Source organism: Anaeromyxobacter sp. (genome assembly GCA_016718565.1).
Classification (GTDB): Bacteria; Myxococcota; Myxococcia; order Myxococcales; family Anaeromyxobacteraceae; genus JADKCZ01.
This window is the reverse complement of record JADKCZ010000001.1, coordinates 362199-379011: the sequence shown is the minus strand read 5'-3', so window position 1 is coordinate 379011 and position 16813 is coordinate 362199. Positions and strand designations below refer to the sequence as shown.

At 75.3% G+C, this 16813-nt stretch carries 10 protein-coding genes; 1 reads left to right on the top strand and 9 read right to left on the bottom strand.

Annotated features, from left to right (window positions below):
* The 9 genes from IPO09_01635 to IPO09_01595 form a co-directional block, all read right to left on the bottom strand.
* Complete coding sequence (locus IPO09_01635; GenBank protein ID MBK9516053.1) at positions 1-2007, bottom strand: BamA/TamA family outer membrane protein; 2007 nt, start codon at positions 2005-2007, stop codon at positions 1-3.
* Positions 2008-2070: 63 nt separating this feature from the next.
* Complete coding sequence (locus IPO09_01630) at positions 2071-2880, bottom strand: hypothetical protein (GenBank protein MBK9516052.1); 810 nt, start codon at positions 2878-2880, stop codon at positions 2071-2073.
* 35 nt (positions 2881-2915) lie between these two features.
* Positions 2916-4457: a DUF814 domain-containing protein gene (locus tag IPO09_01625; protein ID MBK9516051.1), complete on the bottom strand. Its 1542-nt coding sequence runs from the start codon at positions 4455-4457 to the stop codon at positions 2916-2918.
* A gap of 433 nt (positions 4458-4890) precedes the next feature.
* Positions 4891-5862, bottom strand: coding sequence for an ROK family protein (locus IPO09_01620; GenBank protein MBK9516050.1), 972 nt, complete (start codon positions 5860-5862; stop codon positions 4891-4893).
* 46 nt (positions 5863-5908) lie between these two features.
* Positions 5909-7276, bottom strand: a complete 1368-nt coding sequence (locus IPO09_01615) for a phosphomannomutase/phosphoglucomutase (GenBank protein MBK9516049.1) — start codon at positions 7274-7276, stop codon at positions 5909-5911.
* 2 nt (positions 7277-7278) lie between these two features.
* Positions 7279-8400, bottom strand: a complete 1122-nt coding sequence (locus IPO09_01610) for a mannose-1-phosphate guanylyltransferase (GenBank protein MBK9516048.1) — start codon at positions 8398-8400, stop codon at positions 7279-7281.
* Positions 8397-8987: a CoA pyrophosphatase gene (locus tag IPO09_01605; GenBank protein MBK9516047.1), complete on the bottom strand. Its 591-nt coding sequence runs from the start codon at positions 8985-8987 to the stop codon at positions 8397-8399. Before IPO09_01605 ends, IPO09_01610 begins: the two co-directional genes overlap by 4 nt.
* Positions 8988-9821, bottom strand: a complete 834-nt coding sequence (locus IPO09_01600; GenBank protein MBK9516046.1) for an undecaprenyl-diphosphatase — start codon at positions 9819-9821, stop codon at positions 8988-8990.
* A gap of 34 nt (positions 9822-9855) precedes the next feature.
* Positions 9856-10434, bottom strand: a complete 579-nt coding sequence (locus tag IPO09_01595; GenBank protein MBK9516045.1) for a 2-hydroxychromene-2-carboxylate isomerase — start codon at positions 10432-10434, stop codon at positions 9856-9858.
* A 159-nt stretch (positions 10435-10593) separates the two neighbouring features.
* On the opposite strand from IPO09_01595, the gene IPO09_01590 reads away from it, so the two are divergent.
* Positions 10594-16779 carry a PASTA domain-containing protein gene (locus IPO09_01590; GenBank protein ID MBK9516044.1) on the top strand — a complete coding sequence of 2062 codons (6186 nt, stop codon included), beginning with the start codon at positions 10594-10596 and terminating at the stop codon, positions 16777-16779.
* Positions 16780-16813: the final 34 nt, after the last annotated feature.

Here is a 16813-nt window from a genome sequence, read left to right as displayed (position 1 = left end):
CTAGAAGGCCTCCCCGAGCGAGAGGTGCAGGGCGGCGATGGGCTCGCGGTGGCCGGAGCCGCCGGGCACGGTCGGGAAGCGGTGGGCGAACGGGACGCCGGCGCTCCAGTCGGTGGGCACCCGCATGGCCACGTCCACCCGGAGCGGGCCGAAGGGCGTGGCGTAGCGGATGCCGAGGCCGCCCGCCAGCTGCAGCTGGCTGACGTCCAGGGCGCGCTGGTACTCGGTGGGCAGCGCGGAGGCGCCTGAGACGTTGCCGGCGTCGACGAAGAGGGCGCCGCCCAGGTTGCCCGAGATGGGGGTGCGCAGCTCCAGCGAGCCGTCGAGCAGGCCGTTGCCCCCGGTGGGGACCCACAGCGAGTCCTGGTAGGTCATGGGCGAGAGCCGCTGGGTGCCGTAGCCGCGCATGTTGAGCGGCCCGCCGGAGGTGAAGAGCGCCACCACCGGCGCCGCCTCCGGCTCACCGAGGGGGATGAGCGCGCCGACCCGGACCCGCGCCGCCAGCACGGTGCTCTGGCCCAGCGGCAGGTAGCCGCGCACCTCGGGCAGGAACCGCAGGTAGGTGTAGCCGGCGCCCGCCAGGTGGAACCCCTCCTGCACCGAGATGGCGGCGTAGAAGCCCCGGGTGGTCGTGATGGGGTCGTCGCGCCGGTCGTAGGAGAGCCGCTGCTCCAGGTAGGAGAGCAGGCAGACGTCGCCGGGGCAGTTCCGGAACTGCACCGGCGGCGCCCCCGCGTCGAGCACCAGGTCCTGCAGCTGGTAGACCTCGAGGTTGTAGCTCGGCACGAAGCTCCAGCGCGGTGCCACCCGGATGGGCGTGCTCAGCCGCAGCCGCTCCGAGTAGAAGCCGTAGGCCTCCTCCAGGCTCTTCTCCAGCTCCACACGCACCGAGGCGTCCACCCGGCGGGTCAGGGCGCCGGGCTGCGAGAACTCCAGGCCGAGCAGCCCCACCACCCCCTCGCGCTTGCGCTGGAACGGGCTGGGGATCCAGGCGTAGCCGGCCCGAAGGTCCACCTGCACCCGGCGCAGCTCGCCGAAGTAGTTGCGATCGGTCCAGGAGGCCAGGCCCTGCGCCTCCCAGCGGGTCACCTGGAACCCGAGGCCGGGCCCGACGCGCACGGTCCGGAAGGGGGCCTCGCGCACCGCCACCACCACCGGCACGGTGCGCGTCTCCGGGTCGGGCGTGCCGCGGCTCACCCGCACCCCGGCGAAGACGCCCAGGTCGAAGACCCGGGTCTGGACGCGCGCCAGGCGGGCCTCGTCGTACCAGTCGCCCTGCCGGATCTCGATGCCGGCCTGGTCGGCGATGCGGTGGCGCGGCACCGCCGCGGTGCCGGCCACGAAGACGCGGCCGAAGCGGAAGCGCGGGCCCGGCAGGACGTCGTAGCGGACCTCGGCGGTCCCCTCCTCCGGCAGCACCCGCGCCTGCTGCGACACGGTGGCGACGGCGTAGCCGGTGGACGAGAGCGCGCCCACCAGCTCGGCGCGCGCCGCGTCGTAGGCCGCCTCGGTGAAGACCTGCCCCTCGCGCAGGGCCAGCCGGCCGGCCTTCTTCCTGGCCTCGGGCGCCTCGTCGAGGCCGGTGACGGTGAGCCGGACCACCTTGACCGGCGGCCCCTCGACGATGCGCATGCCGATGCGGACGCGCCCCTCGCCGGCCGGCATCACGTCCACCTTCTCCACCTTGGCCTGGTAGTAGCCGCGCTCGCGGTAGTAGGCCTCCACCCGCTTGCGGTCGGTGGCCAGGGCGTCCGGGTCGAGCCGCCAGGCGTCGCTCCAGCGGTAGCGGCCGGAGGGCTGGGTGGCCAGCCGGTTGCGCAGGTGGCCCGCGTCCACCGCCTCGACGCCCTCCAGGTGGAAGGAGATCACCACCGGCTCGTCGGGGGTGCCGCGCGCCGTCAGGCAGCCCGCGGCCGGCCCGGCCAGCCCGAGCAGCAGCGCCAGCGCCGCGAGGCGGCCGGCCGGGGCGGGCCGGGAGGAGGCGTGGCGCGGGGTGGGCCGGGGCATGTGGCCGGATGATGTCACAGGGCCGGGGCGGGCGCCGCACCCCAGGCGCCCGGAGCGGGCGGCTCACGCGTCGGGCGAGGAGAGGAGCAGCCCGAGGTGGCGCACCTCCCAGGCGTGGGCCCGCTGGTGATCGACGTAGGCGCGCTCGCGCGCCTTGAACTCGCGGCCGTGCACCACCCGCCGGCCGCCCACCTCGCGCGCCGGCACCGCCTGGTGGAGCATCTCGTGGAAGACCACCGCCGCCACGTAGAACTCGGGCACCTCCGGCCGGTCCAGCGTGGGGTGGATGCGGATGACGCGGGCGTCGTGCAGGTAGACGCCGGTCTTGACGGTGCGGCGCCGCCGGCCGGTCCGCACCGCCCCCCAGCCGATGCGGGCCTCTATGGCGCCGTCGAACTCGGCGGCGTTGAGCCGGTCGAAGATGGCCTGCAGGTCGTGGGCCCGCCCGCGCGGCTGCAGCCGGCCCACCCGCGGCGCGCCGATGCGGTCGCGCCGGGCCCGCACGAAGGCGTCGATGTGGCGTCCGGCCTCGCGCCGCCGCGCCGCCGCGCCGCGCCCCCCGCGGCGCCCGGCCCCGGCGGCGGGCGGCGCGCCCGGGGCGACGGCCGGCGGGCCGGCGAAGTGGGCCAGGGCCTGGACCACCGCGGCCGGCGCCTCCAGGAACATGTGGTGCACCCGGTAGTGGACCCCGCCGCCGGCCCGCCGGAAGGAGACCATGGTGGAGCGGTTGTCGTGCACCGTGAGCCGCACCCGCTCGCCCAGGTGGAGGGCGATCTCGTCGGCCACCCGGCGCGCCACCAGGAGCCGCGCCTCGCGGGCGAGCTGGCGGGCGTCGAAGAGGTCGAGCTGGCGGCTGGCCTGGCGGGTCGGCACGTGGGGGCGATCCTATTGGCCCCCCGGGGCGCGGTTCAAGCCTGGCTGGCCTCTTCCTCGGCCAGCAGCCGGGCCAGGCGCGCCGGCTCCAGGCGCAGCAGCACCACCCGCTCCTGGCTGTAGGTGACCGCGCCGGGCGCCGCCCCCCTGGCCTTCTTGACGTGCTTCACCCGGGTGGCGGCCACCTCCACCTGCGGCTCGCCGCGGCCGTCGGAGAAGTGGACCGCCAGGTGGGCCGCGTCCAGGAAGGTCTCCTGGTCGGGGGCCGCCTTGCCGAGCCGCACCACCACGTGGGCGCCGGCCAGGCCGCGGGCGTGCAGCCACAGGTCGTTGCCGCGCGCCACCCGGCGGGTCAGCTGGTCGTTCTCGGCGGCGCCGCGCCCCACCAGGATGGGCAGGCCGGCCGCCGACCGGAAGGCGCGGTAGGGCGGCGCCGGCTGGTCGTCGCGCCGGCGCGGCCGGGGCGCCGGGCGCGGGCCGGCCCCCATGGCGCGGGCCTGGCGCTCCAGCCGCGGCAGGGCGTCGACGCTGGCCGCGTCCACGGCCGCCAGCAGCGCCACCAGGGCGGCGTCCCGGGCCTGCACCTCGGCCAGGCGCGCCTGCACCCGGGCGGCGCTCTCGGTGATGCGCCGGAAGCGCCTGTAGAGCCGCTCCAGGTTCTCCTTTGGCCCCAGGGCCGGGTCGAGGGGCACCACCACCTGGCGCGGCCCCTCCTCGGTCCACTCGGTGACCTCCACCTCGTGCTGGCCCCGCTTGACGGCGTGCAGGTGGGCCTTGAGGAGGTCGCCCAGCCGCCGGTCGCCCTCCGCCGCCGGCACCCGCGCCGCCTCGTCGGCCAGCTTCTCGAGGGCCCGGCGGCCGCGGGCCAGGGCCGCCCGGGCCGGCTCGCGCAGCCGCTTGCGCGCCTCGGCCAGGGCGCGGGCCTCCTCCTGCGCCAGGTAGTGGCGCTCGACGGCCGCCGACAAGGGGAACGGGGCTCCTTCTCCCTCTCCCCCCCGGGGAGAGGGCCGGGGTGAGGGGACCGCGAGCTCGTCGGCGAACCGCTGAGGGCGAGGGCTCGAAGCCACCCCTCCCTCTCCCCCCTGGGGAGAGGGCCGGGGTGAGGGGTGCTCGGGCGCCACGTACCGCTTTCCCGGGACGAGCTCGCGCCGCGTGGAGAGGTTCCGGCCGGCGCTGGCGCGGATGGTCCCCTCGGCGTCGAGCAGGAAGAGGTTGCCGTGGCGGCCGGTCAGCTCGGCCACCAGCACCGCCGGGCCGGCCGCCCGCTCGAAGGTGAGCGCCACCACCCGGTCGCCCGGCCAGCGGGCCAGGCCGGCCAGCCGCGCGCCCTCCAGCTCGCGCCGCAGCAGCCCCTGCCAGCCGAAGGGGGTCTCCGGCTGGGGCGGGCGGGCCGTCGCCACGTGCAGGCGGGTGGCGTCGGCCTCGGCGGAGAGGAGCAGCAGCGCCTCGCGGCCGCGCCCGTGCAGCTCGAGGGTGAGGGCCCGCTCGGCGTGGCACCGCACCGCGTCCACCCGGGCGCCGCACAGCGGCGCGAGCTCGGAGAGCAGCAGGTCGAGCTCGTCGGTGGAGAGGGACACGGGGCTCCTCGGGGTGCGCTGGTCGGCCGACACGGCGGGTGCGACCGCCTCGAGAGGCCCTGCCACCAGCGAGATCCGGGCCCACAAAAGGCTGCGGCCGCCCGAAGGCGGCCGCGGCACAGCGTGCTGCAAAGGCCAACTACTTCTTCTTCGCGGCCTTCTTCGCAGCCTTCTTCACAACCTTCTTCGCGGTCTTCTTGGCAGCCATGTGTTCCCTCCTCGGAACGTCCATTCACTTCGTAAGGACTTCGGAATGGACAATGTGCGCGCACGTTATCAATGCCGGATCGATCCCGTCAAGGAACCGCAACAGAAAAGTGATCGCGTGGATCGCCTGCCCCGCCGCACGATCCGAACGGGTATGGCTCCCCGTGAACCCGGATTTTCACGATGGGTGATCGGATCGCGCCGTTCGGATCACTGCTCGTATGGGTCAGCAGACCCCGGGACCGAGCAGCGCCGCGCCCACCACGCCGGCGTCGTCGCCCAGCCCGGCCGGCACCACCACCAGGGCGCCGCGCGCCGCCCGCAGCGTGCGATCGTGCAGGTGGGCGTGCGAAATACGCAGCAGGTGGGGGCAGCCCAGCAGCACCCCGCCGCCCAGCACCAGGCGCGCCGGGTTGAGCAGGGTGCACAGGTTGGCGAGCGCGGTGCCGAGCAGCTCGCCGGCCTCGGACCACAGCTCGCGCGCGTAGGGGTCGCCGCCGGTGTAGGCGGCCTCCACCGCCGAGGCCGACACCTTGGAGGGATCACCGCCGGCGGCGGCCAGCACGGCCGCCCCCTTCCCCTCCGCCAGGTCCTCCCGCACGCGCGCGGCCAGGTTCATGCCGCCGACGTAGGCCTCGAGGCAGCCCCACTCGCCGCAGCCGCACTGGCGCGGCGCGGCGCCGCGCGGCGCCACCTTGATGTGGCCCAGCTCGCCGGCCACCCCGCTGGCGCCGTCGTGCAGCCGCCCGCCCAGGATGAGGCCGGCCCCCACGCCGGAGCCGACGAAGGCCAGCACCGCGTCGTCCACCCCGCGCGCCGCGCCGAAGGCCCGCTCACCCCAGGCCGCCACCGAGAGGTCGTTGGCGATGCGCACCGGCAGCCGGAGCTCGGCGGCCAGGAGCGCGCCGAAGGCCACCTCCCGCCAGCCGAGGTTGGGCGCGTTCAGGACCACGCCGGTGCTGCCCAGGCACTGCCCGGCCACGCCCACGCCGGCCCCGCCCAGCGCCGCCACCGCCACGCCGGCCTGCCGGGCCGCCTCCGCCACGGCGGCCGCCACGGTGCGGGCCACCGCCGCCGGCTCCCGCTCCTGGTGCCGCAGCTTGTGGGAGGCCACCACCTCGCCGGTGGCCTGATCCACCAGCGCGGCGCGGGCGTTGGTGCCGCCCAGGTCCACGCCCAGCCGGAGGCGGGCGGTCACGGCGCCGCCCCTGTCCCCTGGTCGAGGGTCGCGCCAGGCGCCGCCATCAGGCGCCCAGCTCGGCCAGGAGGCGGGTCACCTCGGCCTCCACCAGCGCCCGGATCTCGGCGAGGCGGGCCTGGGTGGTGGCCTCGAAGCGCAGCACCAGGATGGGCTGCGTGTTGGAGGCGCGCACCAGCCCCCAGCCGTCGGGGAAGACCACCCGCACCCCGTCCACCGTGATGGCCTGGTAGCGGGCCGAGAAGAAGGCCTGGGCCCGCTTCACCAGCTCGAACTTGAGCGCCTCCGGGCAGTCCACCCGCAGCTCCGGGGTGGAGAAGGTCTTCGGCACGTCGGCCAGCAGGCTCGAGAGGGGCGCCGCGGTGTGGGAGAGCAGCTCCAGCAGCCGCCCCGAGGCGTAGATGCCGTCGTCGAAGCCCAGCCAGCGGTGGCCGAAGAAGATGTGGCCGCTCATCTCGCCGGCCAGCTCGGCGTGCTCCTCCTTCATCTTGGCCTTGATGAGCGAGTGGCCGGCCTTCCACATGATGGGCCGGCCGCCGCGAGCCCGGATGTCGTCGTAGAGCGTGAAGGAGCACTTCACCTCGCCCACGATGGCCGCCCCCGGGCGCTCCTTCAGGATGGCGCGGGAGAAGAGGATCATGAGCTGGTCGCCCCACAGCACCTGCCCCCGCTCGTCCACCGCCCCCACCCGGTCCGAGTCGCCGTCGTAGGCGATGCCCAGGTCGGCCCGGGTCTCCAGCACCTTCTGCTTCAGCTGCGCCAGGTTCTGCTCCACCGTGGGATCCGGGTGGTGGTTGGGGAAGCGGCCGTCCGGCTCCAGGAACAGCGGCACCACCTCCAGGCCCAGCCGCTCGAAGATGGGCACCGCCACGCCGCCGGTGCCGTTGCCGGCGTCCACCACCACCTTGAGCCGGCGGGCCCCCAGCCGCAGGTTCTCCGCCACGTAGTCCTGGTAGGGCGTGACGATGTCGTGGGTGGTCAAGGTCCCGGCGCCGCTGGCGAACTCGCCCTTCAGCACCAGCCGCAGGATCTCCTGGATGGCCTCGCCGTAGAGGGTGGTCTTGCCCACCCCGATCTTCATCCCGTTGTACTCGGGCGGGTTGTGCGACCCGGTGATCATGCAGAGCCCGTGCACGTCGAGCGTCTGCGCCGCGAAGTAGGTGAGCGGGGTGGGCACCACGCCCAGGTCCACCACGTCGCAGCCGGTGGCCAGCAGCCCCGCCACCGCGGCCCGGTGGAAGGCCGGGCCGGAGAGGCGCACGTCGCGCCCCACCACCACCCGGCGGCCGCCGGCGGCCCGCACCTGGGTGCCCAGGGCCCGCGCCACCAGCCCCACCGTCTCCTCGGTGAGGTCGGTGCCCGCCACGCCGCGGATGTCGTACTCGCGGAAGACCACCGGGTTGACGGCCGCCATGGCTAGAGCACCTCGTCGCGGCCGCGCCGCGCCAGCTCGTCGACCGCCTTGCGCACGTCCTGCGAGCGGTCCTTGCGGCACACCAGGATGGCGTCGCCGGCGTCCACCACCACCACGTCGTCCAGGCCGATGACCGCCACCGGGCGGCCGCCCCCGGCCAGCACCACGTTGTTGCGGCCGTCGATGACCAGGGCGTCGCCCTCGGCCACGTTGCCGAGGTGGTCCCGCTCCCGCACCTCGGGCAGCGCGGCGAAGCTGCCCACGTCGCTCCAGCCGAAGTCGGCCGGCACCACCACGATGCGCTGGCTCTTCTCCATGACCCCGTAGTCGATGGAGATGGAGGGGCAGTCGGGGAAGACCCGCCCCAGGACCTTCTTGTAGGAGGGGGTGCCCAGCGCGGCCTGGATGACCCCCAGCTGCTCGCCCAGCACCGGCATGGCGCGCCGGATCTCGTCGAGGATGACGTCGGCGCGGAAGGCGAAGATGCCCGAGTTCCACAGGTAGTGGCCGTCGGCCAGGTAGCGGGCCGCGGTGACCACGTCCGGCTTCTCGACGAAGCGCTCGACGCGGTGGGCGCCGCCCGGCGCGCCCTTCTTCCCCTTGGCCCCGGGCGCCTTGCCCCTGGCCAGGCCGCGCGCGGCCAGGCGGGCGCCCACCTTCAGGTAGCCGTAGCCGGTCTCGGGGGCGTGCGGGCGGATGCCGATGGTGGCGATGTGGCCGGCCTCGGCCAGGCGGGCGGCCGCGGCCAGCGCCTCGCGGAAGGCCGCTGGCTTGCCGATGTGGTGGTCGGCCGGCAGCATCACCACCACGCCCTTCGGGTCGCGGGCCGCCACGTGCAGCGCGGCCAGCCCGACGCAGGGGGCGGTGTTGCGGGCGCAGGGCTCCACGATGAAGTTGGCGGCCGGCAGCTCCTTCACCAGCCGGCGGGCCGCCGCGGCGTGGGCCGGGCCGCACACCACGTAGGTGTCGGCGGCGCTGGCCAGGGGCGGCAGGCGCCGCACCGTGGCGGCCAGCAGCGGCTCGTCGCCGGCCAGCGCCAGGAACTGCTTGGGGCGGCTGCGCCGCGACAGCGGCCAGAACCGCGTGCCCGAACCACCCGCCATGATCACCGGGAAGACCTTCACAGCTGCCTCCAGATCCCGAGCAGCTCGGAGAGGACCCGGGCGGTGGCGCCCCAGATCGTCCGGCCCTCGACGTCATAGGCGTGGACGTCGACTTCCATGCCGTAGAAGAGGCGGCGCTCGGTGCGGTGGACCCCCGGCGCCAGCAGGGCCGCGAGGGGTACGTGCCAGATGGCCTCCACCTCCCGCGGCGCCGCCGCGTACGGGTAGGGGTATGGCACGGACCCGACCCATGGCGTCAAGCGGAAGGCCGACTGCAGCACCACCGTCTCGGAGAGCCGGCCCAGCACCTCCACCCTGGCCGGGTCGAGGCCGATCTCCTCCTGGGCCTCCCGCAGCGCCGCGGCCCGGGAGCCCTCGCCGGGGTCCACCCGGCCGCCCGGGAAGCTCACCTGCCCGGCGTGGCGCCTCAGGTCGCCGCGCCGCACCGTCAGGAGCACGCACGGGCCGGCCGGCCCCGGGTGCAGCGGCACCAGCACCGCCGCCTCGCCGAACCCGCCGGCCGGCAGGTGCTCGGGGGCGATGCGCTCGAGCGGCGCCGGCGCCGGGACGTGGGCGGCCAGCGCCCGGGCCAGCGCCTCGAGCGACATCTACGGGGGGAGCACGCCCGTGGTGATGAGCGCGGCCACCACCACGCCGGCCACCACGCGCCAGGCCACGAACAGGTAGGTGGAGCGGGTGCGCAGCCAGCCCAGCAGCCAGCCGATGACCAGGTAGCCGGCCACGAACGAGACCAGGGTGGCCAGCGCGGTGGCGGCCTGCCAGTCGGGGGCGGCGCGCAGGGTGGGCAGCACCTTCCAGAGCTTGTAGCCGCCGGCCGCCAGGATGATGGGGACCGAGAGCAGGAAGGAGAAGCGGGCCGCCGCCTCGCGGGTGAAGCCCAGCAGCATGCCCATGGTGAGGGTGCAGCCGGAGCGCGACGAGCCGGGGATGAGCGCCCAGGCCTGGGCCAGGCCGATCAGGGCGGCCTCGCGCGGGCCCACCGCCTCGATGGGCCGCTCGTGGCGGGCCAGCCGCTCGGCCAGGAGCAGCACCAGGCCCAGGAAGACCAGCGAGCCGGCGATGACCCAGTTGCCCAGGGCCTCGATGCGGTGCTCCAGCAGCTTGCCGAGGAGGGCGGCCGGCACCGTGCCCATGACGATGAGCCAGCCGAGCCGGGCCTCGGGGGTCCCGAGCGGGCGGCCGGCGGCCAGCGCCCGCAGCGAGCCCGAGAGGATGCGCCACAGGTCGGCGCGGAAGTAGACCACCACCGAGAGCGCCGTGCCGACCTGGATGACGTCCACGAAGGCGCGGAAGGTGGGGTCCTGCAGCGAGTGGCCGCCCACGAGCTCCCCGAAGACCAGCAGGTGGGCGGTCGAGGAGACCGGCAGGAACTCGGTGGCGGCCTGGACCAGGCCGAACAGGACCGCGGCGAGGAGCGACATGCCGGCGGACCCTACCCGACGAGCCCGGGCGGCGCTACCGCCCGCGCAGCGCCTGCTCCACGAAGTCGAGCCGGTCGTTGCCCACGAAGAGCTCGCTCCCCACGAAGAAGGTGGGGGCGCCGAAGGCCCCGCGGTCCACCGCCTCCTGGGTCTGGGCCACCAGCGCCTCCTTCTGGCCGGGCGCGGCCGCCACCAGCGCCGCGCCGTCGAGGCCCGCCTCGGTGAGCACCGCCGCCAGCACCTCCGGCTTGCCCACCTCGCGGTCCTCCGCCCAGACGGCCCGGAAGACCGCCTGGCTGGCCGCCCCCAGCGCCTCGGGCGGGGCCGCCAGCACGGCCCGCAGCGCCAGGATGGAGGGGATGGGGAAGGTCTGCGGCCGCCGCAAGGGCACCTCCAGCCGCTTCGACCAGCGCAGGAGGTCGGTCCACATGTGGCGGCCCTTGGCCACCGTCTCGATGGGCGCCCGGTTGCCGGTGGCCTTGAAGACCCCGCCCAGGAGGAAGGGGCGGTAGCGCAGCGTGGCGCCGGTGCGGGCCGCCAGCGCCTCCACCTGGGTGGAGGCCAGGTAGCTGTACGGCGAGGTGAAGTCGAAGAAGAACTCGAGGGTGGCCATCCACCGAGTCTTAGGCCGACGCGCCGGTCCCGTCACGCCCCCCCGAATTGGTCGCGCCCCGGCGCCGCCCGCGCTGCGTCACACGCGGTGCGGCTTGCCGTCTACACCACGGGCAGCTAGAGCCCATGCCGGCCCTCCCCGCACGACCCTGGAGTCCACATGCGCCGCCTCGAGCCTTCCCGCTGCTCCTCGCGCACCGGGCGGCTCCTGCCGCTCCTCGCCGCGGCCTTGCTGGGCGCGGCCTGCGGCGGCTCCGGCGGTGGCGCGCCGGTCACGCCTCCCACCGTCACCGTCCCGAGCCTGGTCGGCCTCTCGCAGGCGGCGGCGACCACGGCCCTCACGGCCGCCGGCCTCTCGGTGGGCGAGGTGGGCCTGGCGAGCAGCCCCACGGCGCCGGCCGGCCAGGTCGTCGGCCAGGACCCGGCGGCGGGGGCCACGGTGGCGACCGGCGCGGCGGTGGACCTGGTGGTCTCCTCCGGGCCGAGCACGGTGACCGTCCCGTCCCTCGCGGGCCTGACCCAGGCCGAGGCCCAGGCCGCGCTCGACGCCGCCGGCCTGAACCTCGGGGCGGTGACCACCTCCGCCTCGCCCACCGTCCCGGCTGGCCAGATCATCTCCCAGGTCCCGAGCGCCGGGGAGGTGGTGCTGCCCCTGTCCGGCGTCGCGCTGGTGATCTCCTCCGGCCCGGGCCAGGGGCCGGTCCTGCCGCCCGACCCCTCCACCGTGGCGCCTCCCGTCCCGGCGGGCGTGGCCACCACCCTGGCCGCCTCGACCGCCTTCCTCTACGAAGGGCCGGACCCCATCCAGACCGGCGTGGCCCCCGGGACCATCCGGCCGGAGCGCGCCGCGGTCCTGCGCGGCGCCCTCTGGACCCGCGCCGGCGCGCCGCTGTCGGGGGCCCGGGTCCGCGTGGTCGGTCACCCCGAGCTCGGCGAGACCCTCTCGAGGGCCGACGGCCGCTACGATCTGGCCGTGAACGGTGGCGGCACCATGACGGTCTCGATGGAGGCCGAGGGTTACCTCCCGTCGCAGCGGCAGGTGGTGGCGCCCTGGGCCGGCTTCGTGAGCGTGCCGGACGTGGTCCTCATCCCGCTCGACCCCGCCGTGACCACCGTCGCCTCCGGGGCCATCGCCCTGCAGGTGGCCCGGGGCACCGCCTCGAGCGACGACAGCGGGACGCGCCGCTCCACCGTCCTGTTCCCCGCCGGGACCTCGGCGTCGCTCCTCATGCCCGACGGCACGACGGTGCCGGCGCCGGTGCTCCACTTCCGGTCGACCGAGTACACGGTCGGCGCCAGCGGCCCCGAGGCCATGCCCGGCACGCTGCCGGCCAGCAGCGCCTACACCTACGCGGTCGAGCTCTCGGCCGACGAGGGGCTCGCCGGCGGCGCGAGCCACGTCGTCTTCTCGACGCCGGTGGTCCACTACGTCGAGAACTTCCTCGGCTTCCCGGCCGGCACGGCCGTGCCCTACGGCTGGTACGACCGCGACGCCGGGCTCTGGCGGGCGGGCGAGAACGGGGTGGTGCTCACGGTGCTCGGCGCCACCGGCGGCGCCGCCGACGTCGCGCTGGATGCCGGCGGCGCGCCGGCCGACGCGGCGGCCCTGGCTGCCATCGGCATCGATGTGGAGGAGCGGCAGGCCCTGGCCTCGCTCTATGCCCCGGGCCAGTCCCTGTGGCGAGTCCGCATGAGCCACTTCTCGCCGGCCGATCTCAACTGGGGCATCGCCCTCCCCCTCGACGCCCGCCCGCCCCCTGCGCCACCAGGGCGGGATCCCTTGGTTCCCGATCCCTTCGAGGAGTGCGGCTCGGTCATCGGCTGCGAGGGCCAGTCGCTTGGTGAGTCGCTGCCGGTGGCCGGCACCCCCTGGCGCCTCCACCATCAGAGCGAGCGGATGCCCGGGTTCAGGGCGGAGAGCCACCTCGACCTCCCGCTCACCGGCGCCAGCATCCCGCCCAGCCTGCGGCGGGTGGAGCTCCGGATCCAGGTGGCCGGGCGGGACTTCGCCTGGGGGTATCCGGCCGCCGCCGGGCTCTCCCAGCCGTTCGACTTCGACGGCAAGGACGCCTACGGGCGCGACGTCTGGGGAACCCTGCCGGTGCGGGTGCGCCTCGGCTACACCTACGCGGCCGTTTACAGCTCGTCGCGAGGCTTCGGGTACCCGGGCTCGAGCGGCCTCGCCCTCGCAGGGAGCCCGACCCGCCTGGAGATCACGATCTGGAGGGAGTACCAGACGTCCGTGCGGCGCTGGAACGCCGGCGGCCTGGGGCTGGCGGGCTGGTCGCTCTCGGTCCACCACACCTATGACCCGTCGAGCCGACTCCTCCTCTACGGCGACGGGCGGACGCGTCAGATCCCGACCGCGGTCATCCAGACCGTCATCCCGACGGCCCTCGACTCTGGCACCAAGCCCCACAACGGGTCCGTCGCCGTCGACCAGGACGGCTCTCTCTGGATTGGCATCTCATTCCCCAGTCCCGGGGGGATCATCCACTCCACCCCGACCGGCACGACGATCGGGACCTTGATCCCGCGAGCGAGCAAGCAGGTGGTCGGACCAGACGGGTGGCTCTACGCCATCACCAACTCCGACGGCCAGGTGACCATCCGGCGGTTTCCGCCCGGCCACACCGGGGGCTCCTTCGGGAGCACGCTCCTGGCCGGCCCACCCGACACCGGCCCGGCGGTGGGGGTGGGAGACGGGATCCCCGCCATCGGCGCCATCATCCAGCCCGACGCGATGGCGGTCGGCCAGGACGGTTCCGTCTACTTCACGGAGACGACCGGTGTCCGGATCCGGCGGATCGGCACCGACGGCATCCTCTCCACCTTCGCAGGTGACGGGAGCTTCCCCGACGCCACCGGCGACGGCGGCCCGGCCACCGCCGCCGGCCTCGGCATCATCGGCAACATCGCCGCGGCGCCGGATGGCAGCCTCTACCTGGAGGACCGCTGGAACGCCCGGGTCCGCCGCATCGGGCCCGACGGCATCATCCAGACGGTGGCCGGGAACGGCACCGCGCCGACGGTGGCTGGGCAGGGCGACGGCGGGCCGGCCACCGAGGCGGCCGTCGATCCGGTGGGCATCGCCATCTCGCCCGACGGGCTCCTCACCATCCTGCAGGCGATCATCCCCGCCATCAGCCAGCCTGCCTCCGTCCGCCAGGTCGCGGCCGACGGCACCATCAGCACCATCGCCGGCGGTGGCTTCGCCGGCGATGGCCCGGCCATCGGCGCCAACATGAGCTTCGCCGGCGTGACCCCCAAGGTGACCTGGGGTCCGGACGGGCTCCTCTACCTCGGGGGCGGCAACGCCCAGGGAACGGCCATCATGCGTATCCTCCCGGCCCTCCCGGCTGGCGGGCAAGGTGAGCTCCAGATCCCCGACGAGGATGGGCAGGAGGTCCACGTCTTCACCTCCGAAGGGCGGCACCTCAGGACCGTGGAGGGGACGACGGGCGGCCTCATCCGAGCCTTCACCTATGACGCCTCGGGGCGCCTCACCAGCATGACCGACGGCGCCGGCAACGTCACGGCGGTGGAGCGGTCGGGGAGCACGCCAACGGCCCTGGTGGGCCCCTACGGCCATCGCACGCTCCTCGGCGTGGACGGCGCGGGCTGGCTTGCCCGAGTGGAGGACCCCACGGGTGGAGTGCGGACGGCCATCTCCTCGGCCGCCGGCCTGCTCCAGTCCTTCGAGGAGCCCGGTGGCAGATCCCACAGCTACACCTACGATTCGCTCGGCCGCCTCACCGAGGACCGGGGCCCGGGCGGCGCGGTCACCACGCTGGCCCGCAGCGGCACCCAGGGCGATCGCACCGTGACCACCACCTCGGCGCTCGGCCGCAACCGCCGCTACCGGGTGACCGAACTCCCGCAAGGCGGCTTCGTCCGCACCGTGGTGGACGCCTCGGGCGCCACCCGCTCCTGGACCACCAACGCCGCCGGCGGCGTGGTCGCGACCGCCGAAGATGGGACCGTCACCACGGTGGAGTGGGGGCCCGACCCGCGCTGGGGGCTGGTCGCTCCCGTGGCTGCCTCCATCATGGTGGAGACCCCGAGCGGGAACACGCGGACCATCACCGCGACCCGCACGGCGTCGCTGGCGCTGCGCTCGAATCCATTCAGCGTCACCGCCCTCGAGGAGACGGTGACCGAGGCGGGCCAGACCTGGCGCGCCGCCTACGCCGCCGCGACCCGGACCTGGACGTTGACCTCACCCACCGGCCGGGCCGGCTCGCTGCAGCTCGACGCCGAGGGGCGGGCCACCACCCTCTCACCGGCCGGCCTGACGCCCGTCACCTTCGGCTACGACGCGCGAGGCCGGGTGTCCGGCCGCGCCGAGGGGACCCGGACCAGGGCCTTCACCTACGGCGCGGATGGTCGGCTCTCCAGCCTGACCGACGCCCCGGGGCGGACCTTCGGCTTCGCCCGGGACGCGCTCGGCCAGGTCACCGGCGAGTCCCTCCCCGGCGGCCGCCTGCTCGGGCTCGGCTGGGACGCCGCCAGCCACCTCGCCACCGTGACGCCGCCCGGCCGGAGCGCCCACACCCTCGCCTGGGCGCCGACCGACTGGCTGGCCAGCGTCACGCCGCCGGCGGTGAGCGGGGCGGGGACCCTGTCCACCCTGGTGACCCGCGACGCCGACAGGAGGCTGGCCCGCCTCGACCTGCCGGACGGCGACGCGGTGGTCCAGACCTACGCGGCAGCTTCCGGTGGCCTGCCCGGCACCGCTGGCCAGCTCGTCGCCTCGACCATGGGGGCCGGCACGGCCGCCTTCACCTGGGACGCGGCCGGGCGGCTCTCCACCGCCGCGGCCGGCGGCGTGACCTTCACCGCGGGCTGGGACGGCGCGCTGCTCACCGCCCAGGCCTGGTCCGGAGCCGTGGCCGGCGCGGTCACCTCCACCCACGACGCGCGCCACCGGCCGGCCTCCACCTCGGTGGGCGGCGTCACCGCCGCCCTCACCTACGACGCCGACGGCCTGCTGGTCGGGGCGGGCGCGCTCGCCATCGGCCGGGCCGCCGCGAGCGGCCTCCCCACCTCCACCACCCTCGGCACCGTGACCACCAGCGAGGGCCACGACGCCTTCGGGGCACCTGCCACCTTCGCCGCCTCGGCCGGCGGGAGCCCCCTCTACGCCGCAGCCTGGTCGCGGGACGCGCTCGGCCGGATCACCGGCGTGGTCGAGACGGTGCAGGGCACCACCCGCGCCATCGACTACGGGTACGACGCGGCCGGCCGGCTGGCCACCGTGACGGTGGACGGGGCGCTGGCGTCCACCTCCGGGTACGACCCGCAGGGGAACCGCACCTCCCACGCCTCCGGCGGGCCGGCCGTGAGCGCCACCTTCGACGCCCAGGACCGGCTCCTCGCCGCGGGCTCCACCACCTACGCCTGGACGCCCACCGGTACCCTCGCCTCGCGCACCGGTGGCGCCGGCACCACCAGCTACCAGCACGACGCGCTCGGCCGGCTCCGCGGCGTCCTGCTGCCGGACGGCCGGCAGCTCGACTACCTCCTGGACGGGCTGGGGCGGCGCATCGGGAAGCGGGTGAACGGCGCGGTCGCCGAGGCCTACCTGTTCGACGGCGAGCGGCCGGTGGCCTGGCTGGACGGCGCCGGTGCCGTGAAGGCGGTCTTCGTCTACCGCCCGGGCCACCACGCCCCGGACTACCTGGTGAGCGGCGCGGGCACCTTCCGCATCCTCTCCGACCAGCTCGGCAGCCCCCGCCTGGTGGTGGACGCCGCCAGCGGCGCGGTGGCGCAGCGGCTCGACTACGACGCCCTTGGCCAGGTCCTCCTCGACAGCAACCCCGGCTTCCAGCCGTTCGGCTTCGCCGGCGGCCTGCGCGACCTCGACACCGGCCTGGTCCACTTCGGGGCCCGGGACTACGACCCGGCCACCGGACGCTGGACCTCCAAGGACCCCATCGGCTTCGCGGCCGGCGACACCAACCTGTACGCCTACGCCGGCAACGACCCGGTCAACCGGATCGATCCCTCCGGCCTGGAGGACGTCTGCGCGGGCCGGCGGAGGGTCAGGCCGGGCGACACGCTCTTCGTCTCGTCCCACGAAACCGATTTCTACGACTCCTCTCGGCTGTCGCCGAACGGGTTCCGGCGGCACCTGAACCTGAACGAGCCGGTCACCTTCCGCGGGATGGATCCGAGCGACAGCCGCTTCGTCATGGTCGAGCAGGGTGGGCAGGCGGGGGTCATCCTCAAGGAGAACCTCTCCACCAAGCAGTACGGCGTCGAGACCCAGCCAAGCCATCGGGACTTCGGCCCGCCCATGGACACCAAAGCCTACGAGTCGCACGGCGCCGGCACCAAGGGGTGACGGTCCGCCAATGACGACGCGGCGACCCCGGGAG

Excerpts from the sequence above, each read along its gene's own strand:
- IPO09_01635 (MBK9516053.1), bottom strand. The coding sequence starts at position 2,007 with ATGCCCCGGCCCACCCCGCGCCACGCCTCCTCCCGGCCCGCCCCGGCC.
- IPO09_01615 (MBK9516049.1), bottom strand. The coding sequence starts at position 7,276 with ATGGCGGCCGTCAACCCGGTGGTCTTCCGCGAGTACGACATCCGCGGC.
- IPO09_01605 (MBK9516047.1), bottom strand. The coding sequence starts at position 8,987 with ATGTCGCTCGAGGCGCTGGCCCGGGCGCTGGCCGCCCACGTCCCGGCG.
- IPO09_01600 (MBK9516046.1), bottom strand. The coding sequence starts at position 9,821 with ATGTCGCTCCTCGCCGCGGTCCTGTTCGGCCTGGTCCAGGCCGCCACC.
- IPO09_01595 (MBK9516045.1), bottom strand. The coding sequence starts at position 10,434 with ATGGCCACCCTCGAGTTCTTCTTCGACTTCACCTCGCCGTACAGCTAC.
- IPO09_01590 (MBK9516044.1), top strand. The coding sequence starts at position 10,594 with ATGCGCCGCCTCGAGCCTTCCCGCTGCTCCTCGCGCACCGGGCGGCTC.